Annotated in this window: 30 protein-coding genes and 2 pseudogenes; 15 read left to right on the top strand and 17 right to left on the bottom strand. The window is 60.7% G+C overall.

Going from position 1 to position 25,557, the window contains the following annotated elements; all coding sequences use genetic code 11:
* The 7 genes from cyoC to glcF all read left to right on the top strand — a co-directional run bounded on the left by cyoC (position 1) and on the right by glcF (position 6,531).
* Complete coding sequence (gene cyoC, locus CYG48_RS20030; protein ID WP_118852307.1) at positions 1–633, top strand: cytochrome o ubiquinol oxidase subunit III; 633 nt, start codon at positions 1–3, stop codon at positions 631–633.
* On the top strand, positions 630–1,037 hold the full coding sequence (gene cyoD / locus CYG48_RS20025) for a cytochrome o ubiquinol oxidase subunit IV (protein ID WP_118852305.1): 408 nt from the start codon (positions 630–632) through the stop codon (positions 1,035–1,037). The genes cyoC and cyoD overlap by 4 nt, the downstream gene beginning before the upstream one ends.
* Before the next feature lie 12 nt (positions 1,038–1,049).
* On the top strand, positions 1,050–1,808 hold the full coding sequence (locus CYG48_RS20020) for an SURF1 family protein (RefSeq protein ID WP_118852303.1): 759 nt from the start codon (positions 1,050–1,052) through the stop codon (positions 1,806–1,808).
* 73 nt (positions 1,809–1,881) lie between these two features.
* Positions 1,882–2,487 (top strand): NAD-dependent DNA ligase, encoded by a 606-nt coding sequence (locus tag CYG48_RS20015; protein WP_118852301.1) that lies wholly within the window; start codon positions 1,882–1,884, stop codon positions 2,485–2,487.
* Between the two features lie 94 nt (positions 2,488–2,581).
* A complete protein-coding gene (locus tag CYG48_RS20010; protein ID WP_118852298.1) occupies positions 2,582–4,030 on the top strand; it encodes an FAD-binding oxidoreductase in 1,449 nt (482 codons plus the stop codon).
* On the top strand, positions 4,030–5,226 hold the full coding sequence (locus CYG48_RS20005; protein WP_118852296.1) for an FAD-binding protein: 1,197 nt from the start codon (positions 4,030–4,032) through the stop codon (positions 5,224–5,226). Before CYG48_RS20010 ends, CYG48_RS20005 begins: the two co-directional genes overlap by 1 nt.
* A gap of 3 nt (positions 5,227–5,229) precedes the next feature.
* Positions 5,230–6,531, top strand: coding sequence for a glycolate oxidase subunit GlcF (gene glcF, locus CYG48_RS20000; protein WP_118852294.1), 1,302 nt, complete (start codon positions 5,230–5,232; stop codon positions 6,529–6,531).
* A 71-nt stretch (positions 6,532–6,602) separates the two neighbouring features.
* Here the strand turns inward: glcF and CYG48_RS19995 are convergent, their stop codons facing one another.
* The gene (locus tag CYG48_RS19995; protein ID WP_390919623.1) at positions 6,603–7,028 is read right to left on the bottom strand and encodes a BA14K family protein; all 426 of its coding nucleotides are present in this window, start codon (positions 7,026–7,028) and stop codon (positions 6,603–6,605) included.
* A 183-nt stretch (positions 7,029–7,211) separates the two neighbouring features.
* Between CYG48_RS19995 and CYG48_RS19990 the strand changes: the two genes are divergently transcribed.
* The gene (locus tag CYG48_RS19990) at positions 7,212–7,691 is read left to right on the top strand and encodes a DUF3597 domain-containing protein (RefSeq protein WP_118852292.1); all 480 of its coding nucleotides are present in this window, start codon (positions 7,212–7,214) and stop codon (positions 7,689–7,691) included.
* A 66-nt stretch (positions 7,692–7,757) separates the two neighbouring features.
* Here the strand turns inward: CYG48_RS19990 and CYG48_RS19985 are convergent, their stop codons facing one another.
* The 11 genes from CYG48_RS19985 to CYG48_RS19935 form a co-directional block, all read right to left on the bottom strand.
* A complete protein-coding gene (locus tag CYG48_RS19985; RefSeq protein WP_118852290.1) occupies positions 7,758–8,084 on the bottom strand; it encodes a putative quinol monooxygenase in 327 nt (108 codons plus the stop codon).
* A 14-nt stretch (positions 8,085–8,098) separates the two neighbouring features.
* Positions 8,099–9,034 (bottom strand): 2-hydroxyacid dehydrogenase, encoded by a 936-nt coding sequence (locus CYG48_RS19980; RefSeq protein WP_118852288.1) that lies wholly within the window; start codon positions 9,032–9,034, stop codon positions 8,099–8,101.
* An 18-nt stretch (positions 9,035–9,052) separates the two neighbouring features.
* Entirely contained in the window at positions 9,053–9,832 is a 780-nt protein-coding gene (locus CYG48_RS19975) for an amino acid ABC transporter ATP-binding protein (protein ID WP_118852286.1), read from the bottom strand.
* A 30-nt stretch (positions 9,833–9,862) separates the two neighbouring features.
* On the bottom strand, positions 9,863–10,666 hold the full coding sequence (locus CYG48_RS19970; protein ID WP_118852284.1) for a transporter substrate-binding domain-containing protein: 804 nt from the start codon (positions 10,664–10,666) through the stop codon (positions 9,863–9,865).
* Between the two features lie 51 nt (positions 10,667–10,717).
* The gene (locus CYG48_RS19965; RefSeq protein ID WP_118852867.1) at positions 10,718–11,374 is read right to left on the bottom strand and encodes an amino acid ABC transporter permease; all 657 of its coding nucleotides are present in this window, start codon (positions 11,372–11,374) and stop codon (positions 10,718–10,720) included.
* A gap of 15 nt (positions 11,375–11,389) precedes the next feature.
* On the bottom strand, positions 11,390–12,058 hold the full coding sequence (locus tag CYG48_RS19960; RefSeq protein WP_118852282.1) for an amino acid ABC transporter permease: 669 nt from the start codon (positions 12,056–12,058) through the stop codon (positions 11,390–11,392).
* A gap of 88 nt (positions 12,059–12,146) precedes the next feature.
* On the bottom strand, positions 12,147–13,193 hold the full coding sequence (locus CYG48_RS19955; RefSeq protein ID WP_118852280.1) for a LacI family DNA-binding transcriptional regulator: 1,047 nt from the start codon (positions 13,191–13,193) through the stop codon (positions 12,147–12,149).
* A gap of 31 nt (positions 13,194–13,224) precedes the next feature.
* The gene (gene modC / locus CYG48_RS19950; RefSeq protein WP_118852278.1) at positions 13,225–14,283 is read right to left on the bottom strand and encodes a molybdenum ABC transporter ATP-binding protein; all 1,059 of its coding nucleotides are present in this window, start codon (positions 14,281–14,283) and stop codon (positions 13,225–13,227) included.
* The gene (modB, locus tag CYG48_RS19945; protein WP_118852866.1) at positions 14,267–14,980 is read right to left on the bottom strand and encodes a molybdate ABC transporter permease subunit; all 714 of its coding nucleotides are present in this window, start codon (positions 14,978–14,980) and stop codon (positions 14,267–14,269) included. The genes modC and modB overlap by 17 nt, the downstream gene beginning before the upstream one ends.
* 39 nt (positions 14,981–15,019) lie before the next feature.
* Entirely contained in the window at positions 15,020–15,805 is a 786-nt protein-coding gene (modA, locus tag CYG48_RS19940; RefSeq protein WP_118852277.1) for a molybdate ABC transporter substrate-binding protein, read from the bottom strand.
* An 84-nt stretch (positions 15,806–15,889) separates the two neighbouring features.
* Positions 15,890–16,486 carry an NUDIX domain-containing protein gene (locus CYG48_RS19935; protein ID WP_118852276.1) on the bottom strand — a complete coding sequence of 199 codons (597 nt, stop codon included), beginning with the start codon at positions 16,484–16,486 and terminating at the stop codon, positions 15,890–15,892.
* Positions 16,487–16,707: 221 nt separating this feature from the next.
* Between CYG48_RS19935 and CYG48_RS22615 the strand changes: the two genes are divergently transcribed.
* The 3 genes from CYG48_RS22615 (at position 16,708) to CYG48_RS19920 (ending at position 18,525) form a co-directional block, all read left to right on the top strand.
* Positions 16,708–16,845, top strand: coding sequence for a hypothetical protein (locus CYG48_RS22615; protein ID WP_199925310.1), 138 nt, complete (start codon positions 16,708–16,710; stop codon positions 16,843–16,845).
* A gap of 95 nt (positions 16,846–16,940) precedes the next feature.
* Complete coding sequence (locus tag CYG48_RS19925; RefSeq protein ID WP_118852274.1) at positions 16,941–17,765, top strand: DUF1206 domain-containing protein; 825 nt, start codon at positions 16,941–16,943, stop codon at positions 17,763–17,765.
* A 22-nt stretch (positions 17,766–17,787) separates the two neighbouring features.
* Positions 17,788–18,525: a phosphatase PAP2 family protein gene (locus CYG48_RS19920; RefSeq protein ID WP_118852273.1), complete on the top strand. Its 738-nt coding sequence runs from the start codon at positions 17,788–17,790 to the stop codon at positions 18,523–18,525.
* 325 nt (positions 18,526–18,850) lie between these two features.
* On the opposite strand, the gene CYG48_RS19915 is transcribed toward CYG48_RS19920, so the two are convergent.
* Positions 18,851–19,678 carry a manganese catalase family protein gene (locus CYG48_RS19915; RefSeq protein ID WP_118852272.1) on the bottom strand — a complete coding sequence of 276 codons (828 nt, stop codon included), beginning with the start codon at positions 19,676–19,678 and terminating at the stop codon, positions 18,851–18,853.
* 208 nt (positions 19,679–19,886) lie between these two features.
* Between CYG48_RS19915 and CYG48_RS19910 the strand changes: the two are divergent.
* Positions 19,887–20,102 (top strand): annotated as a pseudogene (locus CYG48_RS19910) (hypothetical protein); the annotation flags it as partial.
* Positions 20,103–20,120: 18 nt separating this feature from the next.
* Here CYG48_RS19910 and CYG48_RS19905 read toward each other — a convergent pair.
* A pseudogene (locus tag CYG48_RS19905) lies at positions 20,121–20,604 on the bottom strand (NUDIX domain-containing protein).
* A 159-nt stretch (positions 20,605–20,763) separates the two neighbouring features.
* On the opposite strand from CYG48_RS19905, the gene CYG48_RS19900 reads away from it, so the two are divergent.
* Positions 20,764–21,723, top strand: coding sequence for a DUF808 domain-containing protein (locus tag CYG48_RS19900; protein ID WP_118852270.1), 960 nt, complete (start codon positions 20,764–20,766; stop codon positions 21,721–21,723).
* The gene (locus tag CYG48_RS19895) at positions 21,716–22,024 is read left to right on the top strand and encodes a hypothetical protein (RefSeq protein ID WP_245450550.1); all 309 of its coding nucleotides are present in this window, start codon (positions 21,716–21,718) and stop codon (positions 22,022–22,024) included. The genes CYG48_RS19900 and CYG48_RS19895 overlap by 8 nt, the downstream gene beginning before the upstream one ends.
* 266 nt (positions 22,025–22,290) lie before the next feature.
* Here the strand turns inward: CYG48_RS19895 and CYG48_RS19890 are convergent, their stop codons facing one another.
* The 3 genes from CYG48_RS19890 to CYG48_RS19880 are packed head-to-tail and all read right to left on the bottom strand — an operon-like array spanning position 22,291 to position 24,595.
* Entirely contained in the window at positions 22,291–22,800 is a 510-nt protein-coding gene (locus CYG48_RS19890; RefSeq protein ID WP_118852268.1) for a flavin reductase, read from the bottom strand.
* Complete coding sequence (locus CYG48_RS19885) at positions 22,797–23,894, bottom strand: LLM class flavin-dependent oxidoreductase (RefSeq protein WP_118852267.1); 1,098 nt, start codon at positions 23,892–23,894, stop codon at positions 22,797–22,799. Before CYG48_RS19885 ends, CYG48_RS19890 begins: the two co-directional genes overlap by 4 nt.
* Positions 23,891–24,595 (bottom strand): GntR family transcriptional regulator, encoded by a 705-nt coding sequence (locus tag CYG48_RS19880; RefSeq protein WP_199925309.1) that lies wholly within the window; start codon positions 24,593–24,595, stop codon positions 23,891–23,893. The genes CYG48_RS19885 and CYG48_RS19880 overlap by 4 nt, the downstream gene beginning before the upstream one ends.
* Positions 24,596–24,784: 189 nt before the next feature.
* Here CYG48_RS19880 and CYG48_RS19875 point away from each other — a divergent pair, with 189 nt between their 5' ends.
* Positions 24,785–25,540 (top strand): HpcH/HpaI aldolase family protein, encoded by a 756-nt coding sequence (locus CYG48_RS19875; protein ID WP_118852265.1) that lies wholly within the window; start codon positions 24,785–24,787, stop codon positions 25,538–25,540.
* Positions 25,541–25,557 lie beyond the last annotated feature (17 nt).

The following is a 25,557-nucleotide window of genomic DNA, read 5'->3' as shown; positions in this document are numbered from 1 at the left end:
ATGAGCCAGACACACGTTGAAACCCGAGGCTCCACCACGGACGCTCCGCAGTTCTACCTGACGGAAGAGCATCATCCAGAAGGCAGCACGATGCTTGGCTTCTGGCTCTACCTGATGAGCGACTGCCTGATTTTTGCCGTGCTTTTTGCGACCCACGGCGTTCTCGGCCGCTCCTATGCGGCCGGGCCCTCTCCTGCTGATCTGTTCGACCTGCCGCTCGTCGCCATCAACACGGCGATGCTGCTTCTCTCCTCCATCACCTATGGCTTCGCCATGCTGCAGATGGAGCGGGGCGCCAAGGCCGAGACGTTGTTCTGGCTTGGCATCACCGGCATCTTCGGGCTGATCTTCCTCGGGCTCGAACTCTATGAGTTCGCGCACCTGATCCATGAAGGCGCCGGCCCGACGCGCTCGGCCTTCCTGTCGTCCTTCTTTACGCTCGTCGGTACGCATGGGCTGCACGTCACCTTCGGCATCATCTGGCTCGTTACCCTGATGGTGCAGGTCGGCAAGTTCGGCCTGATCCCGGAGAACCGGCGTCGCCTGATGTGCCTTTCGATGTTCTGGCACTTCCTCGACGTTGTCTGGATCGGCGTCTTCTCCTTTGTTTATCTGATGGGAGTCCTCGGATGACCTCGAACACCCAAGCACCTTCGCACGAAAGCGCGAGCAATACGCATCACGGCCACTCCCATGGTCATGAAGCGGCGCACGGCTCCTTCAAGAGCTATATGATCGGCTTCGTGCTTTCGGTCATCCTCACCGCCATCCCATTCTGGCTGGTGATGGGCGGCGTCTTCGACAGCAAGCTCGCCACGGCCTTCATGGTCATGGCTCTGGGTGTTGTTCAGATCGTGGTGCACATGATCTACTTCCTTCACATGAACCCGCGCTCGGAAGGCGGTTGGACATTGATGGCGTTGATCTTCACCCTCGTGCTCGTCGGCATCACGCTTGCCGGCTCGCTTTGGGTGATGCATCACCTCAATGCCAACATGATGCCGATGACGCCGGAGATGATGAAGAACATGCCCTGACGAGGCATCGCCATGCATCCTCCTGAAAACGGTGCAGAGGCGGCGGGCCCATCCCAACGCGACGGCTCGTCGCGTCGCCGCCTCGCCTTTACCGGTGCCATGCTGGTTCTCATGTTGGTGTTCACCGCTTTGGGTGCATGGCAGGTTCAGCGTCTCTTCTGGAAGCTCGACCTGATCGAACGCGTCGAGAGCCGGGTCAATGCGGAACCCGTGCAGGCACCGACGCGCACCCAATGGCCGGACGTGACCGCGGAGCGTGACGAATACCGGCACGTGACGGCGACCGGGCAGTTCGATCACACGAAGGAGACCTTCGTGCAGGCTGTCACCGAGCTCGGGCCCGGTTTCTGGGTCCTGACGCCACTGGCAACGCAAGACGGTTCAACCATCCTGATTAACCGTGGCTTCGTGCCGCCCGAACGGCGGGACCAGGCGAACCGTCCGCAGGGGCAGCCGGAAGGCACCGTCGAGGTGAAGGGCCTTCTTCGGATCAGCGAAGAAGGCGGCGGCTTCCTGCGATCGAACGCGCCGGAGGCAGATCGCTGGTATTCACGCGATGTCTCGGCCATCGCTTCCGCCAAGGACTTGCCTGAAACGGCACCTTATTTCATCGACGCCGATGCGACGCCCAATCCGGGCGGATATCCGGTTGGTGGCCTGACCGTCATCCGGTTCCGCAACACACATCTGGTTTACGCGCTGACATGGTTTTCCATGGCGCTGATGAGTGGCGGCATCACCTATGTCATCTGGCGGAAGCGGCTCCTCTAGCCGCGAGCTTGACAGGTGATAAGCCGGAGAGGAAAACACTGCCTCTGCGGAAACTATCCTCGCGAGGCGTCAGGTGGACGGGCTGCTTCTTCAAGAGACTGGAAACGACCGTGTTTCGGCTGGTCAACTGGATGAACTTGTCGGCGTGGCGCGTGGTCTGGTTGCCGATGGCGTTATCAACCAGGATGAAGTCGAGTTTCTCGAGAATTGGCTGATCGCCAACCGGGACATGAGCGACCTTCCCGCCGTCAACACGCTCTATCGCCGAGTTCGTGAAATCATGGCTGACGGCATCGCCGATGACGCTGAAAGGGCGGAGCTTCTGGAAACCCTGCATCGCCTGTCCGGCGGGGACCTCAAGCAGCTCGAAGCGCTGCGCGGCAACGCCTTGCCGCTCTGCAGCCCGGCGCCAGCTCTTGCTTTCCCCGCCACCGTCTATTGCTTCACGGGCATCTTCAACTACGGCCGGCGGCGTCTCTGCGAAGAGGCTGTCATCGAACGCGGTGCGCTCACTAGCGGGCTGAACAGCAAGACGAACGTGCTGGTGATCGGCATGTACACGACCGACATCTGGCAGGACTCCACCATCGGAAGCACGATTTCCAACGCTGTTGAGTACCGGAGAAAGGGCGTGCCTATTTCCATCGTTTCCGAAGTTCACTGGCGCGCCCACCTCTGACATAGGCTCTAAACCCGGTGATGCTCGCCATAAGGCGATTGTCTTGTATTCGCTCTTTCAGTTAGAGTCGTTCCGCAATGGGAAGGAGCAGCACTTGAACCAGATCGCCTTTCTGCCGGCACGGGAAGATGTCCTGTCCCGAAGGAAGATCATCATCGCGGATCTTGCGGAGCTCTTGCCTGCCGAATGCCTTGTGCATGAAGCTCGCGAACTCGTACCCTTCGAGACGGACGCCTTCATTTCCTATCGGCGGGTGCCGCTGGCGGTTGCCTTGCCGAAGACGACGGCGCAGGTCGCCGCGGTGATGAAATACTGCCACCGCTACAAGATCCCCGTCGTGCCCCGCGGCGCAGGTACGTCCCTTTCCGGTGGAGCCATTCCCCAGGAGGATGCGGTTGTCCTCTGCCTTTCCAAGATGTCGCGCATCCTGGAACTGGATTACCCCAACAGGACGGCCATGGTTCAGGCCGGCGTCACGAACCTGAGCATTTCGGAAACCGTCGGTGCCGACGGCTTCTTCTATGCGCCCGACCCCAGTTCACAGCTCGCCTGCACAATCGGCGGCAATATCGGCATGAACTCCGGCGGTGCACACTGTCTGAAATATGGCGTCACGACCAACAACCTGCTGGGCGTCAAGATGGTTCTGGTCGATGGCACCATCATCGAGCTCGGTGGAAAGCACCTGGATGCCGCGGGTTACGATCTGCTTGGTCTTGTTTGTGGGTCCGAGGGACAGTTGGGCATCGTGACCGAAGCAACGGTACGGCTGATTGCCAAGCCGGAGGGTGCACGTCCGGTTCTCTTCGGCTTTCCCAGTTCCGAGGCCGCAGGGGCATGTGTGGCCGACATCATCGGCTCCGGGATCATTCCTGTTGCGATAGAGTTCATGGACAAGCCGGCGATCGAGATCTGCGAGGCCTTCGCCAAGGCTGGCTATCCGCTGGATGTCGAGGCCCTGCTGATTGTTGAGGTCGAGGGGTCGGACGCCGAGATGGACGCGATGCTGAAGAGCATCGTCGAGATCGCTGGCCGCCACAGCGTGCAGACGGTGCGCGAATGCCAGTCTGCAACGGAAGCCGCACTGATCTGGAAGGGTCGCAAGTCCGCCTTCGGCGCGACAGGCCGTATCGCGGACTATATCTGCATGGACGGCACGGTACCGCTCAGCAAGCTGTCCTATGTGCTGAACAAGACATCGGAGATCACCGACCGGTTCGGCCTGCGGGTGGCGAATGTCTTCCACGCCGGCGACGGCAACATGCACCCCCTGATCCTGTTCAATGCCAATGATCCCGAAGATGCTGCAAAAGCCGAAGCGGCTGGCAACGAGATCCTGAAGCTCTGTGTCGATGCCGGTGGATGCCTGACTGGCGAGCACGGCGTTGGCATCGAAAAGCGCGACCTGATGCGCCACCAATATAATGACGTGGATCTCAACCAGCAGATGGCGGTCCGCTCCGCATTCGACGATGGCTGGATCCTCAACCCGTCAAAGGTCTTCCCGCTCGAAGGGAGGCCCGAGGGCCGACAAGACGCGTGATGCTGATACCCCATTCCGAAAATGATGCTGCCTATGTGATCCGCACGGCGGCAGCAAACAAGAAGGCGCTCATTCTGTGCGGCGGGCAGACCCGCTCGCCGGACGTCGATCCGCTTGCTGACATAGAAGTGGTCAGTTCGCGCGGCCTGTCCGGCATCGTCACCTATGACCCTGCCGAAATGGTAATGACGGCCCGCGCCGGCACCCCCGTTGCGGAGATCGAAGCGACCCTGGCCGAAAACCGCCAGATGATGGCGTTCGAGCCGATGGACCACCGCGGGATCCTGAAGACTTCCGGCGAGCCCACCATCGGTGGCGTATTTGCGGCAAATATTTCAGGGCCCCGTCGGTTCGTGGCGGGTGCTGCGCGTGACAGCCTGCTCGGCATCCGCTTCATCAACGGCAAAGGTGAGACGGTGCGCGCCGGTGGCCGGGTCATGAAGAATGTCACTGGGCTCGACCTGGTGAAGCTGCTCGCTGGCTCCCAAGGAACGCTAGGTTTCCTGACGGAAGTGACGTTCCGGGTTCTGCCGGTGCCGCAGACGGTGGAAACCATCGTCATCTCCGGCCTTAACAATGACGCCGCGACCAATGCGATGGCAGCAGCCATGGCGATGCCGGTCGAGGTCTCGGGTGCCGCGCACCTGCCGCAGACGGTGCGGTCGAAATTCATCGACGGCAAGCTTCCGGAGGGTGAGGCGACCGTTCTGCGGCTCGAAGGTCTAGAGGCATCCGTTGGTGTCCGGGCAGACAAACTCGAAGCTGTCATGCAGGCCTTCGGCCCGGTAACGCGTCTTGGCATGGACGACAGCCTCACTCTTTGGCGCCAGATCCGGGACATCCATCCGTATGCAGACGGCACGGAAAAGCCGCTCTGGCGGGTATCAGTCGCACCGTCGGCCGGGCATCAGTTGGTGGCAGCGCTTCGCCTTGAAGCGGGCATAGATGCTTTCTACGATTGGCAAGGAGGCCTTGTCTGGATGCGGATGGAGGCCGACCCTGAAGCCGAGCTTATCCGCCGCTATATCCGCGCGCTTGGCGGCGGCCATGCGACCCTCGTGCGGGCTTCCGAGCTTGTGCGGCAGCAGACCCCGGCTTTCGAACCCTTGCCAGAGGCCGTCGCGGCACTGTCGGCTCGCGTCAAGGAGAAACTGGATCCGTGGGGCATCTTTGCGCCAGGGAAGATGGGCTTTTAGAGAATGCAGACTTCCTTTACCGCCGAACAGCTTGCCGACCCGCATGTGGCGGAGTCGGAGAAAATCCTGCGCCGTTGCGTTCATTGTGGTTTCTGTACCGCCACCTGCCCGACCTATGTGACGCTTGGCAACGAGCTCGACAGTCCGCGTGGCCGCATCTACCTGATCAAGGACATGCTGGAGAACGGACGACCAGCCGACGAGGAGGTGGTCACGCATATCGACCGCTGCCTTTCCTGCCTGTCTTGTGTTACGACCTGCCCCTCCGGCGTCGACTACATGCATCTCGTCGACCACGCCCGCGTTCATATTGAGAAAACATACACTCGGCCTCCGGTGGACCGGCTGATACGCTCCACCCTGGCCGCGGTGCTACCCTACCCTCGCCGCTTCCGCGCCGCCCTGTTGCTGGCAAAGCTCGGCCGACCGCTTGCCCCGCTATTCAAACGTGTGCCGGCCTTGAGGCCGCTCGGCGCAATGTTGGATCTCGCTCCGACGTCTCGGCTGGGCAAGGCGGACACTTCCGCACGCGCACTGCCGCCGGTCGACGTGCCGAAGCGTGGGCGCGTCGCGATCCTCGCCGGCTGCGCCCAAAGCGTGCTCGATGCTGGCATCAACGAAGCCGCGATTCGCCTCCTGACCCGCCTCGGCGTCGAAGTGGTGACACCGGCGGGCGAAGGCTGTTGCGGCGCGCTTGTGCATCACATGGGCCGCGAGGAACAGGCGCTCGACTTCGCGCGCCGCAACATCGATGTCTGGTGTCGCGAGATGGAGAAGGACGGCGGCCTTGACGCGATCATCATCACGGCATCTGGCTGCGGCACGACGATCAAGGATTACGGCCACATGCTGCGCCTCGACTCGGCCTATGCCGCCAAGGCCGATAAGGTCTCATCGCTGGCCAAGGACGTGACGGAATACCTGGCGACACTGGACCTGCCGAAGCTGGAACCGAGAGCCGAGACCGTCGCCTACCATTCCGCCTGTTCGATGCAGCACGGACAGAAGATCACGCTGCAGCCGAAGGCGCTCCTGAGAGCGGCAGGCTTCGCCGTCCGCGATCCGGCTGAAGGCCACCTGTGTTGCGGCTCGGCAGGCACGTACAACATCCTCCAGCCGGAGATTTCGGCACAGCTTAAAGCCCGCAAGGTAAAGAACATCGAAGCCACGAAGGCCAACATCATTTCCACCGGAAACATCGGCTGCATGACGCAGATCGCATCCGGAACAGCAGTGCCGATCGTTCACACGGTGGAACTGTTGGACTGGGCCTATGGCGGCCCAAGGCCAGCCAAGCTCGGCTAAAGTGGCGACTTTCAAAGGCAGAAAAAAGCCCGCCGGTTGGCGGGCTTTTCAATCGGGTTACCGAAGACGGCTTAGTTGTACGGCGAGTTGCACTGCGCGCGTACGCCAACACGCGGGACGTAGGTATTGTCCGATGCGCGGTAGGTGCGATAGCGTTCCGTGCACCACTGAACATGGCGGCTAGAACCGGCGTAAGCGCGCGTCGGCTGGTTGGCGATTGCGCCACCAATGATCGCGCCAGCACCGAAGGCGGCGAGCGGATACCAGAAGCCGTCACTGTGGCGGCGATAGCCACGGCGGTACTCGCGATGTCCACGATGACCATGATACCAGCCACGGCGGTCGCGGCGATCCCGGCGAAACTGCACCTGCTCGACGGCGGAAGCTTCAGGAGACTTGACCTTCGGCATCATGACCGCGCCTGCTGGGGTGAGGGACGATGCAAACATCATGACACTCATGGCGCCTGCAGAAAGCAATTTGGACATTGTGCGCATTGTGGAATCCTTTCGTACGACAGGAGGGATAAACCCCGTTCGCGTCGGGAGGTTCCATGTTGAAGTTTTTGTGAAACACCCGTGTTCAATGTCGAGAACTGCTCTATCGTTGCAAGACGGCAGGAGTGCCGGAACAGCGAGATGCCAGCAGAGTTGGCACTTGTCAGTTAGAGGAGAGGTTTCATGAGCATATTCAGCAAAATCAAGTCGGCCATCTTTGGGGGCCCGGCACAGGCCGCACCTGCCGCCGCACCGACCACGTCCACCACGGCGCCGACGCAAGCCGCAACCGCATCGCCTGCCGCACCCTCGGCGGCATCCGCAGCACCCGCACCGGCATCATCTGCTGCACCGTCTTCCGCATCGAGCAGTCCAGCGCAGCCGGCCGGCAGCACCCCGGCGCAGAACGTAGACGTGGCGGCCATCCTTGACGAGGCCGTCAAGAAGAACGGCCAGAAGCTTGATTGGCGCCGCTCGATCGTCGACCTGATGAAGGCGCTCGGAATGGACGCGAGCCTCACCGAGCGCAAGGAACTGGCCGACGAATTGGGCTACACGGGTGACAAGAACGACTCGGCTACCATGAACATGTGGCTGCACAAGGCACTGCTGAAGAAGCTCTCCGAGAACGGTGGCAAGGTACCCGCGGACCTTCTGGACTAAGCAATAAAAAGGGAGCGTCTCGATGGAGACGCTCCCTTTCAGATCTGTGCTTGAAACCGATCGGGCTTAGCTGGACGGACCCATGTCGAAGACGTGGTGATGGATATGGCCGTCGAACATCTCAAGCAAGCCCTTGGTCATTTCACGGCTCTCGTAGCGCACCGGCGATTCCAGGGCAGCTGCGAGCGCGGCCCGATCCTCGTACATGGTTGAAAGAGCCATGACGTAAGACGGTGCGCCCTCGTCCCGCTCGATGTTGTAGAGGACGCGAACTTCCTTCACGCCCGGGAAAGCCAGCCACATGGGCATCAGCTTCTCGGCGACATAGGCGCGAAACGCATCGTCCTGGCCGGGCTTGATCGTGCCTTCGAAGAAGGCCTGGCGAATGATCATGATACTCTCTTCGGTCAGTTGACTGTGGTCGGCGGCTTCTTGCCGGCGAAATGCGCTTCAAGATTAGAAAGCACAAGTTCGCCCATGGCGATGCGCGTTTCCATCGTCGCGCTACCCTGGTGGGGCAGGAGCAGCGTGTTAGGTGCGGAGTAGAACTCCGGGCGAATGTTCGGTTCGTTGACGAACACGTCGAGACCGGCCCCGGCGATCGTTCCATCGTTGAGCGCCGCGAGCAGCGCATCCTCATCCACCACGCTGCCGCGCGCGATGTTGATCAGCACGCCCTTTGGCCCAAGCGCCTTGAGGACATCAGCATTGACGATATTCTGGGTTTGGGCGGTCGCAGCAACAATGACGCAAAGGATGTCGCTGTCTTCGGCAAGCTCTACCGGCGAGGCGCAGGACTTCCACGAGGTGTCAGTGATCGGCGAGCGGTTCCAGAACCGCACATCCATGCCGAACACTTCAGCGCGGCGACCGACGGCCTTGCCGATCTGGCCAAGCCCGAGGATGCCGAGGCGCTTGCCTTTCGGGCTTGTGCCCAGCGGGAAGGCTTCCTTGCCCCACTTGCCGGCGCGCATGTAAGCATCACCTGACGCAACCTGGCGCAGAACGCCGAGCATCAGGGCGATGCCGAGATCGGCCACATCATCCGTCAGAACGCCGAGGGTGGTGGCAACATCGATGTTGCGGCTGCGCGCATGGGCGAGATCAATGCGGTCCGTGCCGACGCCGTTGACGGCAATGACGCCGAGCGACGGCATCTTGTCGATCCACTCGTTGGAGATGCCCGTTCCGCCACCCGTGGCAACTGCGCGGATCTTGGGAAGCGCGGCCTCGAGGCTTTCCTTCTGCGACTCATCATAAAGGCGATGCACCGTGTAATTTGCATCGAGACGTTCTTCGATGAATTCCATCATCGGTTCGACAAGCAGGAGATCCGGTTTCATATCGCTTCTTTCAAAAAATCAGGAGATTTGGCCGAGGAAAAGCTTCAGGCGTTCGTTCTTCGGGTTGCCGAAGAATTCATCCGGTGCGCCCGACTCCAGGATCTGGCCCTGGTCCATGAAAATCACGCGGTCCGCCACCTGTCGAGCGAAGCCCATCTCGTGGGTCACGCACAACATCGTCATGCCTTCCTTCGCAAGGTCGATCATGGTGTCGAGCACTTCCTTGACCATTTCCGGGTCAAGCGCGGAGGTCGGTTCATCAAAAAGCATGATCTTGGGATTCATGCAAAGCGCACGGGCAATGGCAACACGCTGCTGCTGGCCACCGGAGAGCTGTGCCGGATACTTTTCCGCCTGCTCAGGAATCCGAACGCGTTCCAGGTAGCGACGGGCGGTTGCCTCGGCTTCCGCCTTGGCAATACCGCGGACCTTCATCGGCGCAAGCGTGCAGTTCTCAAGCACCGTCATATGCGGGAAGAGGTTGAACTGCTGGAAGACCATACCGGTCTCCTGACGGACGATATCGACATTCTTGCCGCCAGCCGTTAGGTCGTGACCGTCAACGACGATCCGGCCCTTCTGGATCGTTTCCAACTGGTTGATGCAGCGAATGAGGGTGGATTTGCCCGAACCAGACGGACCGCAGATGACGATGCGCTCGCCACGGTTCACCGACAGGTTGACGTCGCGAAGGGCGTGGTAAGCACCATACCACTTGTTCACGCCCTCCATCTGTACTGCCAGATCTGAAGCTCCCCGCATCTCCGATGCCGGTGCGTTTGCGCCTACCTCAGCCATGCGAGGAACTCCTTTCAATCTCTGACTAGCTTACTTCTTGGCGTCGGTGACGAAAGCCGGCAGCGGGGAACCGAGCCACTTTTCGTGGATCTTGTTGAGGTCGCCGCTCGCCTTGACCTTGTCGACAAAGGCGTTGACTGCAGTCAACAGCTCGCTGGAGCCCTTGCGCACGGCAATGCCCTGGACCTGCTGGCTGAGCTGGATCTTCTGCTCGTATTTGCCCGGAGCCGCCGTCTCGATCTGCGCCGCCACGACGTTGGATACGCCGATCAGCTGAACCTGGCCGGAAAGCAGGGCCTGGATGGCGCTCGCGTCGTCATCGAACCGCTGGATCTTGGCGTCAGCCGGAGCAATCTTGGTGACGCCGGTGTCCTGCGTGGATGCACGTGCGACGCCAATGGTCTTGCCGGAAAGATCCTCGGGCTTCGAAACCTGGATGTCCTTGCCGCCGAAGACCCCAACCGAGATGCCAGCGTAAGGCGCGGAGAAGTCCACGTTCTTCGCACGCTCTTCGGTGATGCCGAGCGACGCAACGAGCACGTCGACCTGGTTGCTCTGGAGATACGGAATGCGGTTCGGGCCAGTGACCGGGACGATCTGCAGCTTGACGCCCAGTTCTTCGGCCAGAAGCTTGGCAACGTCTGCATCGTAGCCGTCCGGCTCGTTCGACGTGTTCATGATGCCGAACGGCGGGAAGTCAACCAACATGCCGACCTTCAAGGTACCGGCCGACTTGATGCTTTCAACCGTCTGTGCGGCGGCGGTCGATGCGATCGCGCCCGCAAGAAGACCGGCACCAATGGCTGCCGTCAGCATTCGTCTGGAAATTTCCATGTTCCTACCCTTTCAGTTATGCCGGTTTACCTCCCTCCGGCGCGGGTCCCGTCAACGTGTTGTTGCGCGGGAGAATTTGCGTTCCATGCGTCCGGCCAGCAGCGACAGCGGCCAGCACAGGATGAAGTAGATCGCCGCCACCGTGGAGAAGACCAGGAAGGGGCTGAACGTCGCGTTGTTGATGATCTGGCCCTGGCGCGTCAGTTCAACGAAACCGATGATTGCCGCAAGGGACGTGCCCTTGATGAGCTGCACGAGGAAGCCAACGGTCGGTGCGACCGCGACACGGGTCGCCTGCGGCAGGATGATGTATCTCATGCGGTTGATGTAACGCAGGCCAAGTGCGGTTGCGGCCTCGCGCTGGCCCGGCGGCACCGCCTCGATGCAGCCACGCCAGATTTCGCCAAGGAAGGCGCTGGCATGAAGCGTCAGCGCAATCATCGCAGCGATCCACGGATTCACGGCAAAGCCAAAGATGTTCATGCCAAAGAACACCAGGAAAAGCTGCATCAGTAGCGGCGTTCCCTGGAAAAGGCGGATGAAGCCCGTGGCGAGGAGGCGCGGCACCTTGTGGTCGGCAACACGGGCGAGAGCAACGAGAAGTCCACCAACACCGCCGCCCGCAAAGGCGATCGCCGACAGCGCGATCGTCCACTGCGCCGCCATGACGATGATCCAAAACTCGTTCCAGCCGAAAGGTCTGATCAGCATGTCTGTCTTCCCCTATCGGCTCAGCGGATATTTGAAGGCCACCTTCTGGATGGCGGCAAACAGCGTCGAGAAGGCAACCGACATGACGAGGTACATAGCCGTGATGACGACATAGACCTCGAAGCTTGCGAAGGTCGCTGATTGCAGGTCGTTCCCGGCCGCAGCAAGGTCGTCAGCGGATATGACGGAAACGACGCTGGTGTTGAGCATCAGGTAGATGAACTGGCTGGTCAGCGACGGGTACACGGTGCGCAGCGCCGGCTTCATGACGATGTAGCGGAAGATCTGGAGTTTCGACAGGCCGAGCGCCGTGCCAGCCTCCACCTGCCCCTTCTGGATCGACTCGATGCCGGCGCGGATGATCTCCGTTCCATAGGCGCCGAAGTTGACGACCAGAGCAAGAAGCGCGGCACTGTTCGGTGTCAGGCGGAGCCCGAGCGATGGAAGACCGAAGAAGATGAAGAAGATCTGCACCAGGAACGGCGTGTTGCGGATGATCTCGATATAGGCGTTGACCAACCAGCGGAGAGGCAGAGGGCCGGATGTCTTGCCCCAGGCGCAAAAGATCGAGACGATCAGGCCGATCAGCATCGCGCCGACAGAAAGCTGGATCGTCAGCGCCGCACCCACCAGAAGCTTGTCGAAGCCTGCGAGTACCGGTTCGAAGTTGAAGTTGTACAACCTGTGACCTCCCGACCACGTTTGCAGCCGTCTCTTCTCCCAGAGCAGGCTGCGATTTAGATCGATCTAATAGGGTCCGAGTGCGAGGTCAACCCGCCTTATGGATTCCCAAAGATAGCGCAGCCGCCGCAGAAGACTGCCGCACATGCAATTGCGTCGGCTTGATAATCCAGCGGGGCGGCAGTTGCGGCTCGCGGATGCGATCCAGCAGCAGCCGCGCGGAATCCTCGCCAATGGTCACGGGCTCAGTCGATATTGAGGTCAGCCGCGGACGGGTAATGTCAGCTTCGGTAACATCGTCGAAGCCGACGAGGGATACGTCCTCGCCGACTTTCAGCCCAAGGTCGCTCAGTCCTGCATTTAGCCCGACCGCAATGACATCGTTGAAGCAGATTATCGCGGTGGGTCGTGACGCTTCGAAGAGCGCCTTGGCAGCGTGGGGGATCTGCGCCGTCTGGTCCGGCACGCGGATGACATCATCGCTTTTGAGCCCCCTCGCCCGCATCGCTTCATCGAAGCCCTTGATGCGTTCGTCGTAGGCGGAGTGAACCGGACCATGCACGGCAAAGGAAATCGCCGTGTGACCCAGGTCTGCGAGATGATCAACGGCTTGACGCATACCGGCGGCATAGTCCGCACCGGCATAGTCGAGCTCTGGCGAAATATGTCTCAGGGTCTGCACGACAGGCAGATCCCAGTCGAGCAATTGCTGTACAATCCCGGCTTGCGTGCCCGCGGCGGCGCACAGAATGATGCCGTCTACGCCATGCTCCCGAAGGCGGCGCATCAACACGTCCTGTCGCTCCACCGTATCGCCGCTGTTGACCAGCAAGACCACCATACCTGCGCGGTCGATGACCGCCTCGATGCCGGACAGAAGCTCGGCGAAGAACGGGTTGGTCAGATTCGGAACAACGACGCCGACAGCATTGCTGCGTTCAGCCCTGAGTCTCGCGGCACCCATGTTGTAGACGTAGCCAAGCGCCGCCATGGCCTCTTCGACCCGGGCACGCGTCTGTGCCCCGACAAGCGGGCTCTTGCGGACCACGAGCGAAGCTGTGGCGCGAGACACGCCCGCGCGCTGCGCTACATCCAAGAGGGTCACTCGGCTTTTCTTGCGATCTTCGACGGGCATGAGACTTTCGTGAACTGTTGGATCGGCAGCGTCAATGGATGAGCGCCATCGCCTTGATGACTGCAAATATGGGTCGGCCGACGGTCAGTCCCAGTCGGTCGACGGAAAGCGTCGTGACGCGCGCCAGCAGGATATCACCCTTGGCGTCGATCCTCACGCGGACCGTACCTTCACGCTGCGGCTCCAGGGTAATAATGTACCCCTCAAGGATGTTGAGCGCGCTCAGGCCCTCTGGTTGCTGGACGGCGACCAGGACATCCCGCTCGGCAATATGGATGTTCACCCGCCGGCCGCGCTCCAGTCCTGCGGCTGGTAAGATCACCTCCCCCGCCCTCAGCGTGACATGGGAAACACGGTGCTGCGCATCGGCTGACGCCACCGTGCCGCTGATGATCACCCCCGTGTCTCTTTGGTCGATCGAGGGGCTCGCCAGCACCTCGGCCGGGGATCCTGCAGCTTCGATCTTTCCATCGGCCAGGACGATGACACGATCTGCCAGCCGCGTGACCTCGGCGACCGAATGGCTGACGTAGATCATCGGCGTCTTCATCTCGTCGCGCAGCTTTTCGAGATAAGGCAGGATCTCGCTCTTGCGCGCATCATCCAGCGCCGCCAGCGGCTCGTCCATCAAGAGGAGACGCGGGGACGCCAGCAAGGCACGGCCGATCGCGACGCGCTGCCTCTCGCCGCCGGAAAGGCCGTGAGGCTTGCGATCCAGCAGCGCCTCGATGCCGAGAAGATGCACGATGTGGTCAAAATCTGCCGGCCTTTTTCGCGACGTGAACCAGGATCCGAAGTTCAGGTTGTTGCGCACCGAAAGATGCGGAAACAGCCGGCTGTCCTGGAAGATGTACCCGAAGCGGCGCTGGTGGACCGGCACAAAGACCTTGCGCTGGGTGTCCACCAGAACCGCATCCTCAAAAGTCAGCCGTCCAACATCCGGTCTCACAAGCCCCGCAATAATGCGCAGCAACGTTGTTTTGCCCGATCCCGAGCGACCAAACAAAGCTGTCACACCAGCCGCAGACGTGAACCCTGCGTCAAGTGCGAAGGCACCAAAATGTTTTTGTGCTTCAACGGACAGGATCATGGTGCTGCCTCCTCCCAGCCCAATGTGCCAAGAGCTCCGAAGCCATCAGCGCGGAGAACGAGATTACAATCGCCACCAGCGTCAGGCGCGTTGCGCCCGCGTCGCCACCCGGGACCTGGGTCAGGGTGTAGATCGCAGCAGACAAGGTCTGCGTCTCACCCGGAATGTTGGACACGAATGTGATCGTCGCGCCAAATTCGCCCATCGCCTTCGCAAACGCCAGGACCATACCGGCAATGATTCCGGGAAGGCTCAGAGGGAGCGTCACTGTCAGAAAAACCCAGGCCCGGTTGGCGCCGAGCGTCGCAGCGGCCTCCTCGAGCTTCCCATCCACCGCCTCGAGCGACAACCGGATCGAACGCACCATCAGCGGAAAGCCCATCACGCCACAGGCCAGTGCCGCCCCTGTCCAGCGGAACGAGAAGACGATCCCGAACAAGCTTTCGAGATAAGCGCCAAACACACCGCGGCGGCCGAAGGCGATGAGCAGCAGATATCCAGTCACGACCGGCGGCAGAATGAGAGGCAGATGCACGAGGCCGTTGAGCACCGACTTGCCCCAGAACCTTCCCCGCGCCAGGAGGTAAGCAACGAACACGCCGAACGGCAGCGCCACCAGTGTCGCGATCGTCGACACCCACACACTAAGCCTGACCGCCGCCCATTCATCCTCGCTGAGATGAAGCCATTCCAACAGAACGCAATCCTCGTTTCGACGCAGGCACAACAAAGCCGTTTAATGGAGGATCGTGAAGCCTTCCTTCTCGAAAAAAGGTGCCGCTTTCGGAGAATTCAGAAAATTTAGGTAAGATGACGCCGCACTAGCCCCCGAACTTTTCAGCAGCGCGATCGGGTAAATGATCGGCGGATGGAGATCTTCGGGAAAGGTGCCAACGACCGCGACACCCGGGTCTGCCGCGGCATCCGTCTGATAAACGATGCCATAGGGCGCTTCTCCGCGCGAGACTAGAGCAAGGGCCGCGCGAACATTTTCGGCGCCCGCAACATGCTTTTCGACCACCGACCAAAGGCGGAGTTTTTCCAGCGCCGCCTTGGCATATTTGCCGGCCGGCACCGAGTTCGGCTCCCCCATGGCGAGCTTGCCGTCGTTCAGCAGCGCGGCGAGATCAAATCCAGGCGCGATCTGGATGGGGGTCGCATGGGCCTTCGGCGCGATGAGCACCAGGCGGTTCCCGAGAAGATTGGTCCGCGAATCCTCCTGCAGCAGACCCTTTTCGGATAGATATTGCATCCAGTCGAGGTCGGCGGAGATGAAGATGTCGGCTGGCGCTCCTGCCTCGATCTGCCTGGCAAGCGCCGAACTTGCGGCATAGGAAACGGTGACCGGTGGCTGGCCCTGCGTGGCCCAGGCATTGTTGGCCATGTCCAACGCGTTCTTGAGACTTGCCGCTGCAAAGACAGTCACCCGGTCCTGCGCCCACAGTGAAGCTGGCATGATCATCCACAGAATTGCGAGCATCCGGGCGACAAATCTGCGCTGGCGCGCACCAAAGATACCCATCCCACCTCTCCATTTAACGTCGTCGGTTGGAAGGATATATGGCTTCACGTCAGGTATGCTAGACCGGCAAACCGCCGCCGCGCTTCAAGGTGACCTGCTCTCCTTGAAGATGTTCAGCGCCGCGTGTTGCAACAGCATGATCGTCTTGCCGTCGCGTATCCGGCCGTTCGAGATCATCTGCATCGCCTCCTCGATCGTCGGCTCCAGCCGCTCGATGTCCTCGCCCTCTTCCGCATTGCCGCCGCCAGTAGAAACCTGATCAGCGGCTGAATAAGCGCCAACGAAGAAATGCAGCCGCTCCGTTACCGAGCCCGGGCTCATGAAGGCGTCGAAGATCTCGCGCACGTCGCTCACCCGATAGCCGGTTTCCTCCTCCACCTCGGCCCGGATCCGCTCCTCCGGGCTCGCGTGATCGAGAAGCCCCGCCGGCGTCTCAATCAGCAGATCGTCATGCCCGTTGACGAAGGCGGGGTAACGGAACTGGCGGGTGAGCAGCACCCTTCTACGCTCAAGATCATAAAGCAGGATGGTTGCGCCATTGCCGCGGTCATAGGTCTCGCGGCTTTGCCTCTGCCACGTCCCGTCCGATCTCAGGAAGCTGAAGGTCGTCTTCTTCAGCACATACCAGTCATCGGAAAGGATCGTCACATCCTCGACCCGAACTCTCTGCGCCACCGCCATTACACCCTCCCACGTTGTTTGCACGATATCGCACGATTCACGTCTTCATACAAGATCACGCACTCTGAAGGTTGCTGTCCCCGGTCAACGAACATCATCAAAAACAGGTGGGACTTAAGGCCCAGGCCGGAACGCTTGGAGGAAGCTTGCGTTATCCCGCCATCAACTGAACTCGCATGAAGGCCACCGCGCCTTCAGCATCCAACAGACGGTTCAAGAGCATGAAATCTGCAATCTTCTCGATCCTCGTTCTCATGGTAGGCATGACGGCTACGCTGGCGTTCCTCAACGATCCCGCGAAGGTCGCCTCGGCAAAGGTTTATGTGCCTGAGGTCGTGTCTGAAACGACCAGCGGCTAAGCCCCCGACGCATGACACGTCGAGCAGGTTGAACTGCTTGGCAATCAACCTGCTCCATCCTCCATGAGACTTCGCTGAAAGACATTGGTGGCCGTATGACTGGCAAAAGACTGGAATGGCTGGCGCGTGGAGGATATGCGGCGCGAGGCGTGGTCTATATCCTCGTCGCCGCCCTGGCAGTCCTTCCGATCTTTGGTGGCGGAAAGGCTGATTCCAAGTCAGCGCTGACGACTGTACTCGAGCAACCTTTCGGTCAGATCTGGCTCGGGCTGATCGGCCTGGGACTGGTCGGCTTCATCCTGTGGCGCATTGCACAGGCGACGCTTGATACCGATGGGCACGGGCAGGACCTCAAGGGCTACGTAGTCCGGGGCGGATTGCTGATCAGCGCAGCCACCTATACCGGTCTTGCCGCTTATGCGATCAGTCACGCCCTGCATTTCAGCCTCGGCGGCGGATCATCCGACAGCCGGCAGGACTGGACGGCATGGCTCATGCAGCAGCCTTTCGGCCGCTATGTCGTTGGCCTCGTCGCCCTGGCTGTCATTGGTGCCGGTGGAGCGCAGATCCTGAAGGGTGCCAAGCGCGGGTACCTCAAGTACTTCTCACACAGTTTCGAACACAAGAAGGTCCTCAACGCCGCCTGCATCTATGGCTTGGTGGCCCGCGGAGCGGTTCTGGTGATACTCGGCGTCTTCCTTGCCTATGCTGCTTTCACCATCGATCCAGAACAAGCGGGTGGAACAGCGGATGCGCTGTCATGGATCCGCGAGCTTCCTTTCGGCGCGCTACTCTATCTTCTCGTCGCCGTTGGCCTGTTTGCTTTCGGGCTCTATGGCCTGATCGCAAGCCGATACAGGATGATCCGCAGCCCCGACTTACAGAGACCCTTGAGCGCTGCGCGCTCGGCGTTAGGTTAGAGCCTCAATCTAGGGGTTCGGCATGGCTTTTCATCACGTTTACGCGCGCAGGGTTCTCGACAAGTTCAAGAGCTTCGAGCCGCTGGGGCTCATCATGGTCGCGATCGTGGCGGGCGGCCTGTTCCTCTTCTTCCAACTCACCGGCGAAGTGATGGAGGGCAATACCCATGCCTTCGATGAGCGGATCCTGCTTGCCCTTCGTAACACCACCGACCTCGGGACGCCGCTCGGGCCGGCTTGGCTCGGCCAGGCGATGGGCGATATTACGGCCCTTGGCGGGCACACCGTGCTCAGCCTGATGACCATCATGGCCACCATCTTCCTGTTTCTGTCGCGGCAGCGGGCAATTGCCATCTTCACCTTTCTGTCGATCGCTGGCGGCTTGCTGGTAAGTTCACTGCTGAAGCTCGGGGTTGCTCGCCCAAGGCCAGACATCGTGCCGCATTTGGTGGATGTGCACAGCCTCAGCTTTCCGAGCGGTCATGCGATGCTGTCGGCCGCGACCTACCTCACCCTTGGCGCCCTTCTGTCCCGCGCGCAGCCTTATCGCTCGACACGGATCTTTCTTCTTGGCGCAGCGATCTTCCTGACCTTGCTCATCGGCATCAGCCGCATCTATCTCGGCGTGCATTTCCCGACAGACGTACTCGGCGGCTGGTGCGCGGGCGCGACGTGGGCGCTCGGATGCTGGCTGATTGCACGGCGTTATCTCTCGACCACGCCAATTCCGGCGAAGGTCAAGGACACTCAAACGCGATAGGGCATCACTGTCTCGGCGCCGTTGGACCTGCGCTACCGTCAATACCCGAACCCGTTGTCGGCCGGTTCGGTGCAGTCTCGGTATTCTCCGGTGTCCGGAGGAACATGATGGCGAGGATCAACGCCAGAACGCCGGCGGCTATCGCAACCGACCACGCGGACCGGCCATTTCCGGTATGAGGTGCGGGCCGTTGCTGCCCGTCATACTCCGTATTTTCGTCCTTTGCGCCGAATGGGTCCCGCCCTTCCGCCATGGATGTACCCTGCCTGGATGCTTGCTCATACATGAAGAGGACGCCGGCATGGCTGCCGGCGTCGACTGGTCCTTACATCTGCTCGGATTGTGCGCCGCTGTTCGGCTTGGCCGGTCCCAGAACCGGTTTCTCGCCAAGCGCTTCGGTCATGCGCATCGGCTTGAACTGGCCCTTGCCGTCGATCGATGCACCTTCCGACCAGCGGCCTGGAACCGGATCACTGCCGTCAGCCTGGAATCCAAGGAAGCTGTAGTTGAACTCCTGGTTCTCCTGCTCCTGCGGGAAGCTGTTCGGGATCGGGAAGGCGCCGGAAGCACCGCCGAGCTCTTCGATCGCAGCCATCCACTGGTTCTGGTGCATGGTGTCTCGGGCAATCAGGAAAGACAGCATGTCCTTCATGCCCGGATCGTTTGTCATGTTGTAGAGACGAACGGCGAGAACGCGACCGGTCGACTCGGCCATAACATTAGCCGTCATGTCGGCAGCGATATTGCCGCTCGCATAGATGTGCGACATGTCAAACGGCACTCCGTCGGAATCAACCGGCATAGCCGAGAGGCCTGCAGACAGAAGGTTCTTCAGGTTCAGGCCGCCGAGCACGGCACCACCCACAGGGTCAGCAGCAACCGATTCCTTCACGCTCAGCGGAGCGCCTTCGAGGTTGAGAGCCACAGCCGTTGCCAGCATCTCGATGTGACCGAGTTCTTCGGCAGCAGTGTTCATCAACAGGTCGCGGAACTTCGGGTTACCACGCGCACCGCAGGCCTGGAAGAAATACTGCATGGCGACACGGATCTCGCCTTCGACACCACCGATCGCCTGCTGGAGCGCCCGTGCAAACAGAGGATCGGGGGTCTCGACGCGGACCGGATACTGTAACTTGCCGTCAGTGTAGAACATGAAGCTCTCCTTTTGGTTGGGGGAGCGCAAAGAACAACGAGATCGGCATTAAGTTTCGTCGCGTCGCAAGAAAGTTGATGGCCGCGATCAACCTTCGCCGCGAGCGTCGGCTGCTCGCGTGGCCAGCGAGGCGGCTTGCACGAAACCTTCTCCAGCATCAGGGGTTGTTAGGACAACAACCCAACACATGACGTGGAGACGATCGATGAGCGAGATGGAAACGGAGAGCCTGAAGCTTGCCAAGGAGTACCTTTCCTTGGGCGGCGCACGGAGAGCCAAGATCGATGACAACATCGTCAATACACGGCTGTGGGAGAATGACCCTCCGGAAGCGGCCGCATTCTGGGATAAGCACATCCAGTCGCTGCCGGAAGACAAGCGCCGCGAGGTGGAGCTTCATCTGCCGACGATCAACGCAACCTGACCACGACCTAGACCGCTGTCAGCCCGAAGCCTTCGCCTTGCCCAGGCTGCTGAGAAGGTCGTCGAGCATCGGCTTTTGGCCGATCAGAATCTTCGTGCGCGCGGCGGCGATGTCGAACCAGCCAGCGCGATCTACCTCCGGGAACGAACTGCATCCGTCCCGACCTCGGCGGCCATTCCATCTGGAACGGGCTGCTTTGTGGGTGGTCAAGGTCAAAATCCGGTTCTGCCTCCACCGCCCAAACCAGAACGATCTTGCCGCCAGGCTGGCGATATCTCCCAAGCTCGGAAAAGTCGCCGTCGACCGCTACGCCCAGCTCTTCCTGTACTTCGCGAATGGCCGCGTCCAAAGGTTCCTCGTCGTCCTCCACCAAGCCTTTGGGGATCGACCAGGCGCCCTCGTCCTTCTTCGCCCAGAACGGTCCGCCCGGATGCACCAGCAAAACTTCCGCTTCGCTGTCCGTCATTCGATAGATCAAGAGACCTGCACTGGTCTTGGCCATGGATTGCTCCGGAGGCCTGCGTTGTCGCAGGCATCGACAAGATGGACGAGCTTTGGCAAACCGGAGCGCAGCAAATAACTACGATCCCCCGCCTCAACGGAACCATCTGCCATGGCTTCGCCTTCATCATCCAATGCAACGATAGTGTCGGTGAGTTGAATGGCAACGGGATTGATTGCTCTTCTTGATGACGTGGCGGCGATTGCAAAACTCGCGGCATCGTCCCTTGACGATGTGGCCGCGCAAACGATCAAGGCCAGCACCAAGGCTGCGGGTGTCGTGATTGATGATACCGCGGTCACCCCGCGATATGTCGTCGGTCTGTCGCCTGCTCGCGAACTTCCGACCATCGGCAAGATCGCCCTCGGCTCGCTCAAGAACAAGCTGATCTTTCTCCTGCCTCTGTGCCTGCTGCTCGGCTACTTCGCGCCATGGCTGATCATGCCGCTGTTGATGCTCGGCGGCATCTACCTGTGCTTTGAAGGTACGGAGAAGCTTCATGAAGCGGTGTTCGGCCATCATGGGGAGCAAGGCGCGACGGAAGTGGATGGCACGGATGCCAGTCAAATCGAGAAGGAGAAAGTGTCCGGCGCAATCCGTACCGACTTCATCCTGTCGGCCGAGATCATGGCGCTGACGCTGGCGGGTGTGTCGGAGTCCGGCTTCTACGCGCAGGCTGCGGTGCTCGCTGGCGTCGGCATATTCATCACCGCGGCGGTCTATGGCGTTGTCGCGTTGATTGTTAAGGCAGACGACATCGGGCTAGCGCTGGCAAAGAGCGGCTCCGCGGCCCTGCGCGGTTTCGGAAAGTTGCTCGTCCGCGGCGTGCCTGTTTTTCTGCAACTGCTGGCCGGCATTGGAACTGCCGCGATGCTTTGGGTCGGTGGCAGCATCATCGTCCACGGTCTGGCGGAGCTCGGCTTCCACGCACCGGAGCACATGATCGAACATGTTGCAGAACAGGCCGCCGCCGTCGTACGGGTGCTACCTTCGGTCGTTGGGTGGCTCGCTACGTCCCTGCAGCAGGCGGTGTTGGGCCTGGTTATCGGTGCTGCCGCGGTCGTCGCCTTCAACCTGGTTAAACCGGCTCTCGTTCGCATGGGCTACGCGCATGGCTGAAATGTACCTCATCCAGATCCTCCTGCCCGTGATCGGCCCACAGAGCGACAGACCGGATCCGTACGAAATGCTTCGCGAGGAGCTCACCAGCCGGTTTGGCGGGATGACCTTCCACAAGAACGCGCCCGCCGAAGGGCTCTGGGCGAATGATGATGACGTCGAGAAGGACGCCATCATCATTGCAGAGGTGATGATCGATGACCTGCATCGCGACTGGTGGCATGCCTATCGCAAGGCACTGGAGGATCGCTTCCAGCAGGAGGAGATCGTCATCCGCGCACTGCCTATGGCCAGGCTTTAGGCATCAGCTCTCGTCACCAGCAGCCGGATGACGCCTTGCTTGGGAAAGGGTGGATGAGTCACCAACGGCGAGCGCGGCCGCCCATAGGTCGAGCCGAGGAGGACGAGATGATGCCAATGGATGCCACCACGGCAGGCAGGACTGACCCGCACCTTGCACAAACTGCGCCTCGCATCGTCTCGGTGCGAGCAATCCCGGTGGCGGGCCGCGACAGCATGTTGCTCAACCTCAGCGGTGCGCCTCATCCGGTCCTGACCCTCGATTTGCTAGCGGATGTGATGATAACGGCGACGGAAATAAACGAGCGCCTCGTCATTGTCATTGCCATGGATGACGCCGCGCACCCGGCAGAACAGCACATGATGCGTGCCGCTTTGGACGACGTCCGCAACCTCGCAGTCGAAGGATACGACTGCATCGGAGAGCACCGGAGATCCCGTCTCACTCGCGGTCCAGTTGCCGCGAGAAAACCGCTCCTCCTGCGGCGTTGCGCCACCGAAGAGCTTGGACAAACCCTCGTGCCGGCTCGTCAACGCATTGACGCAAAGCACCCGGTTCGTCTCGAAGATCTTCGCGACCGAGCTGGAGCGGTTCAGGCAAACCAGCAGCGTTGGCGGCTGGTCTGTGACGCTACAGACAGCCGAGGCAGTGAACCCTGCCACGCCGGCCGCCCCGTTGGTGGTGACGATATTGATCGCCGCCGCCAACCGCGACATACCCTCTCGAAAGGCGAGGCGGCTCGCCTCGATGTCGTCCTGCATCATCTCACTCGTCATTCGCTTCGCAGTCCTGCCTTCTTGAGCAGCGGCATAACACGGTCGCAGAAGAATGGCAGTTCGTAAGTGTAGTTGACGAAGGATAAGGCAATGCCGGAGTAGCCCTGCTGGGAGATCGCCAGCATGTCCTCGACGATCTTCTCCGGCGTGCCAACGAGCGGATATCCGCCGGCGCCCCCGGCAAAGCGCTTGCGGTAACGGTCGTAGCTTTCCTTGTCGTGCGACTGCGAGAACTCCTTCTTGCCTGCCATATGGGCGTCGACAGCCTCATGATCGGCAAGCGTCACTGCATAACGCTCGTAATAATCCTCCGCCTCCTGTTGCGTCTCGCGACAAACAACGTGGCAGACGGTATAGGCACCAACATCGCGGCCGATGACGCTGGCCCGGTTGCGGATGTCTTCTACATGCTTGCCGGCTTCCGAGAGTTCCGTGAAGGTGGTGAACAGATATTCGCAGTTCCTGGCGGCGAAATCCCGCCCCGGTCCGCCGAAGGCCGCATTCATCGTCACAGGCCGCGGCGTCTGGATGCTCGCAGGGCGGGTGACCACGTCCTTCAGCTTGTAATACTGGCCGTTGAAGTCAAAGGGAGCGTCGGAAGTGTAGGACCGTTCGACAATCTCCAGCCATTCCGCGGCCTGGTCATAACCCTTCTCCACCAGCGGTACGCCAAACATCCCGAACTCCTTCGGGTTCCAGCCGCAGACGATATTGAGCCCGGCGCGTCCGCCGCTGATATGGTCGACCGTCGCGAGCGCCTTCGCCGCGTATAGCGGATGCACGAGCGGCACGTGGACCGTCATGAAGAGGCCTATCCGTTCGGTTACCGAGGCAAGGCCGGCTGCCCAGGTGAAAGTTTCAAACGACCACTCCCTCACCCGATTCTTGCCACCGAAACCTTTCCAGCGCGCGATCGGGAGGAAGAAATCGAGACCACCGCGGTCTGCGATCTGGACGGCGTTCAAGTTGTCCTCCCACCGCGCCTGCCACCGCTCCGGCACATCCGTAATAGCCAATCCACCGTCTGCATTGGCGGAAAATACCCCAAGCTTCAGCTTGCTCGCACCTTTGAGCGGGTGTGGTCTGCGGTTCATTTCGTCCTCCGACTTCTTCTTCGACCCGAGAGCGCCTGCCTCTCGGCTTCTTGCAACTGGCGATGACGGACGGAGAGGAAGGCCTCCTCCGCCGCAAATAGGAAAAGCATCATCCGGTCCTGCGCCATCAGCGGATCGCGCGCCATGAAGGCTGACTGGATTCGAGAAAGACTGGAGATGTAGGTCGCGGCCGTGGCGGGATCGGCGAACGTACCGATGCGGACCGACTGGAAGTAGTCTATGAAGCGCGCGATCGTTGCCGCCATGTGGGGATTGCGAACAGCCTCAAGCCAGGCATTGCGATAATCCACATTGGCAGCCAGGAGTGCCGGGAGATCTCCCTCAGCAAGCGCCTTTTCAATGAGTGCGAACAGTTCCGATAGTTTCCCGGCAACCTCGGGCGTCAGGTCACGCGCGGCTGAGGCCGCAGCGCGAGGCTCAAGTTGCCGGCGAACCTCGAACAAGCCAGAGATGTCGGCCGGCGAGAGCTCTCGCACGGCAAACCCCCGCGTCGTTCCAACAAGATAACCCTCCGCCACCAGCCGCAATAAAGCTTCACGGGCTGGCATGCGCGATATGCCGTGTCTGGCTGCAATCTCGGTATCCACCAGCCTTTCCGATGGTGCAATCGCACTCCGCTGCAGCTTCAAGCGCAGGTCGGCATAAATTCCATCCACGAGATTATCAACCGGCTTCAACATCCCATCTCCTGCCGAAACCGTATACCGTTCATGGCTATATTCAAGGGAATGAGCGGCTACCGCACATAGAATGTGAAGACCGGCCGTGTTATCAGTATACGGTTTTCCACATCTTGTAGGGCGGGACGTTTCAGGCTTAAAGCTGATTGAGGCCAGTTCCACCACCCTGATCATCGAGGATGCAGAACAATGAGTGACTTTCGACAGAAATGCCTTGGCGGTGAACGGCTGATCGGCACCTTTGCCGCCGTACCTCATCCGGTGACTGTCGAGGTCACGGCCGCGGCTGGTGTGGACTTTCTCTGCATCGACGCCGAGCACTCGCAGATCGGACGAGAACTGATCGAAAACCTCATCCGCGCCTCCGATGTTCACCGGGTACCGGCGATCGTGCGCGTGCCGGGTCATGCCCCCGAATCCATTGCCGGGGTTCTCGATGCCGGGGCCGCTGGCGTTCTTGTTCCACGAGTCTCGACAGCCGCCCAGGCGAAGGCAGCCGTGATGGCGACGCGTTACCCGCCGCTTGGCGAACGTGGGGTTGGCCCGGGGCGCGCAGCCGGCTATGGCTACCGCATTCCGGACTACCTGAAGCGCGCGAATGACGAGATCCTGCTCGCCGTCCAGATAGAGACGGCGGAAGGATTGGCGAAGGTTGAGGAGATCGTCGCCGTTGAAGGGGTGGATGTGATCTTCATCGGCCCGGGCGACCTCTCAGTTTCTATAAACGCTCTTGGGCCGGAGGGAGCGAAAAAACTGGAAGCGGCGATCCTGACGATCGCAAAGGCCGCGCGCGCCGCTGGCAAGGCAGTCGGCATCTTCCGGCCATCGCCAGATGATGTTGGAAAATGGAGGGACGCCGAAATCACCTTCTACCTCATCGCCAGCGACACGATGTTCCTCGGCGCGGGCGTGGCATCTGCCGTTTCGGCTGCCCGATCAGCCTGAGCGGCAACGGACTTCAA

The organism is Neorhizobium sp. SOG26, assembly GCF_003491345.1.
Taxonomy (GTDB): domain Bacteria; phylum Pseudomonadota; class Alphaproteobacteria; order Rhizobiales; family Rhizobiaceae; genus Neorhizobium; species Neorhizobium turbinariae.
Note: the sequence above shows the minus strand (reverse complement) of the source record. Positions and strands in the feature narration are given on the sequence as shown.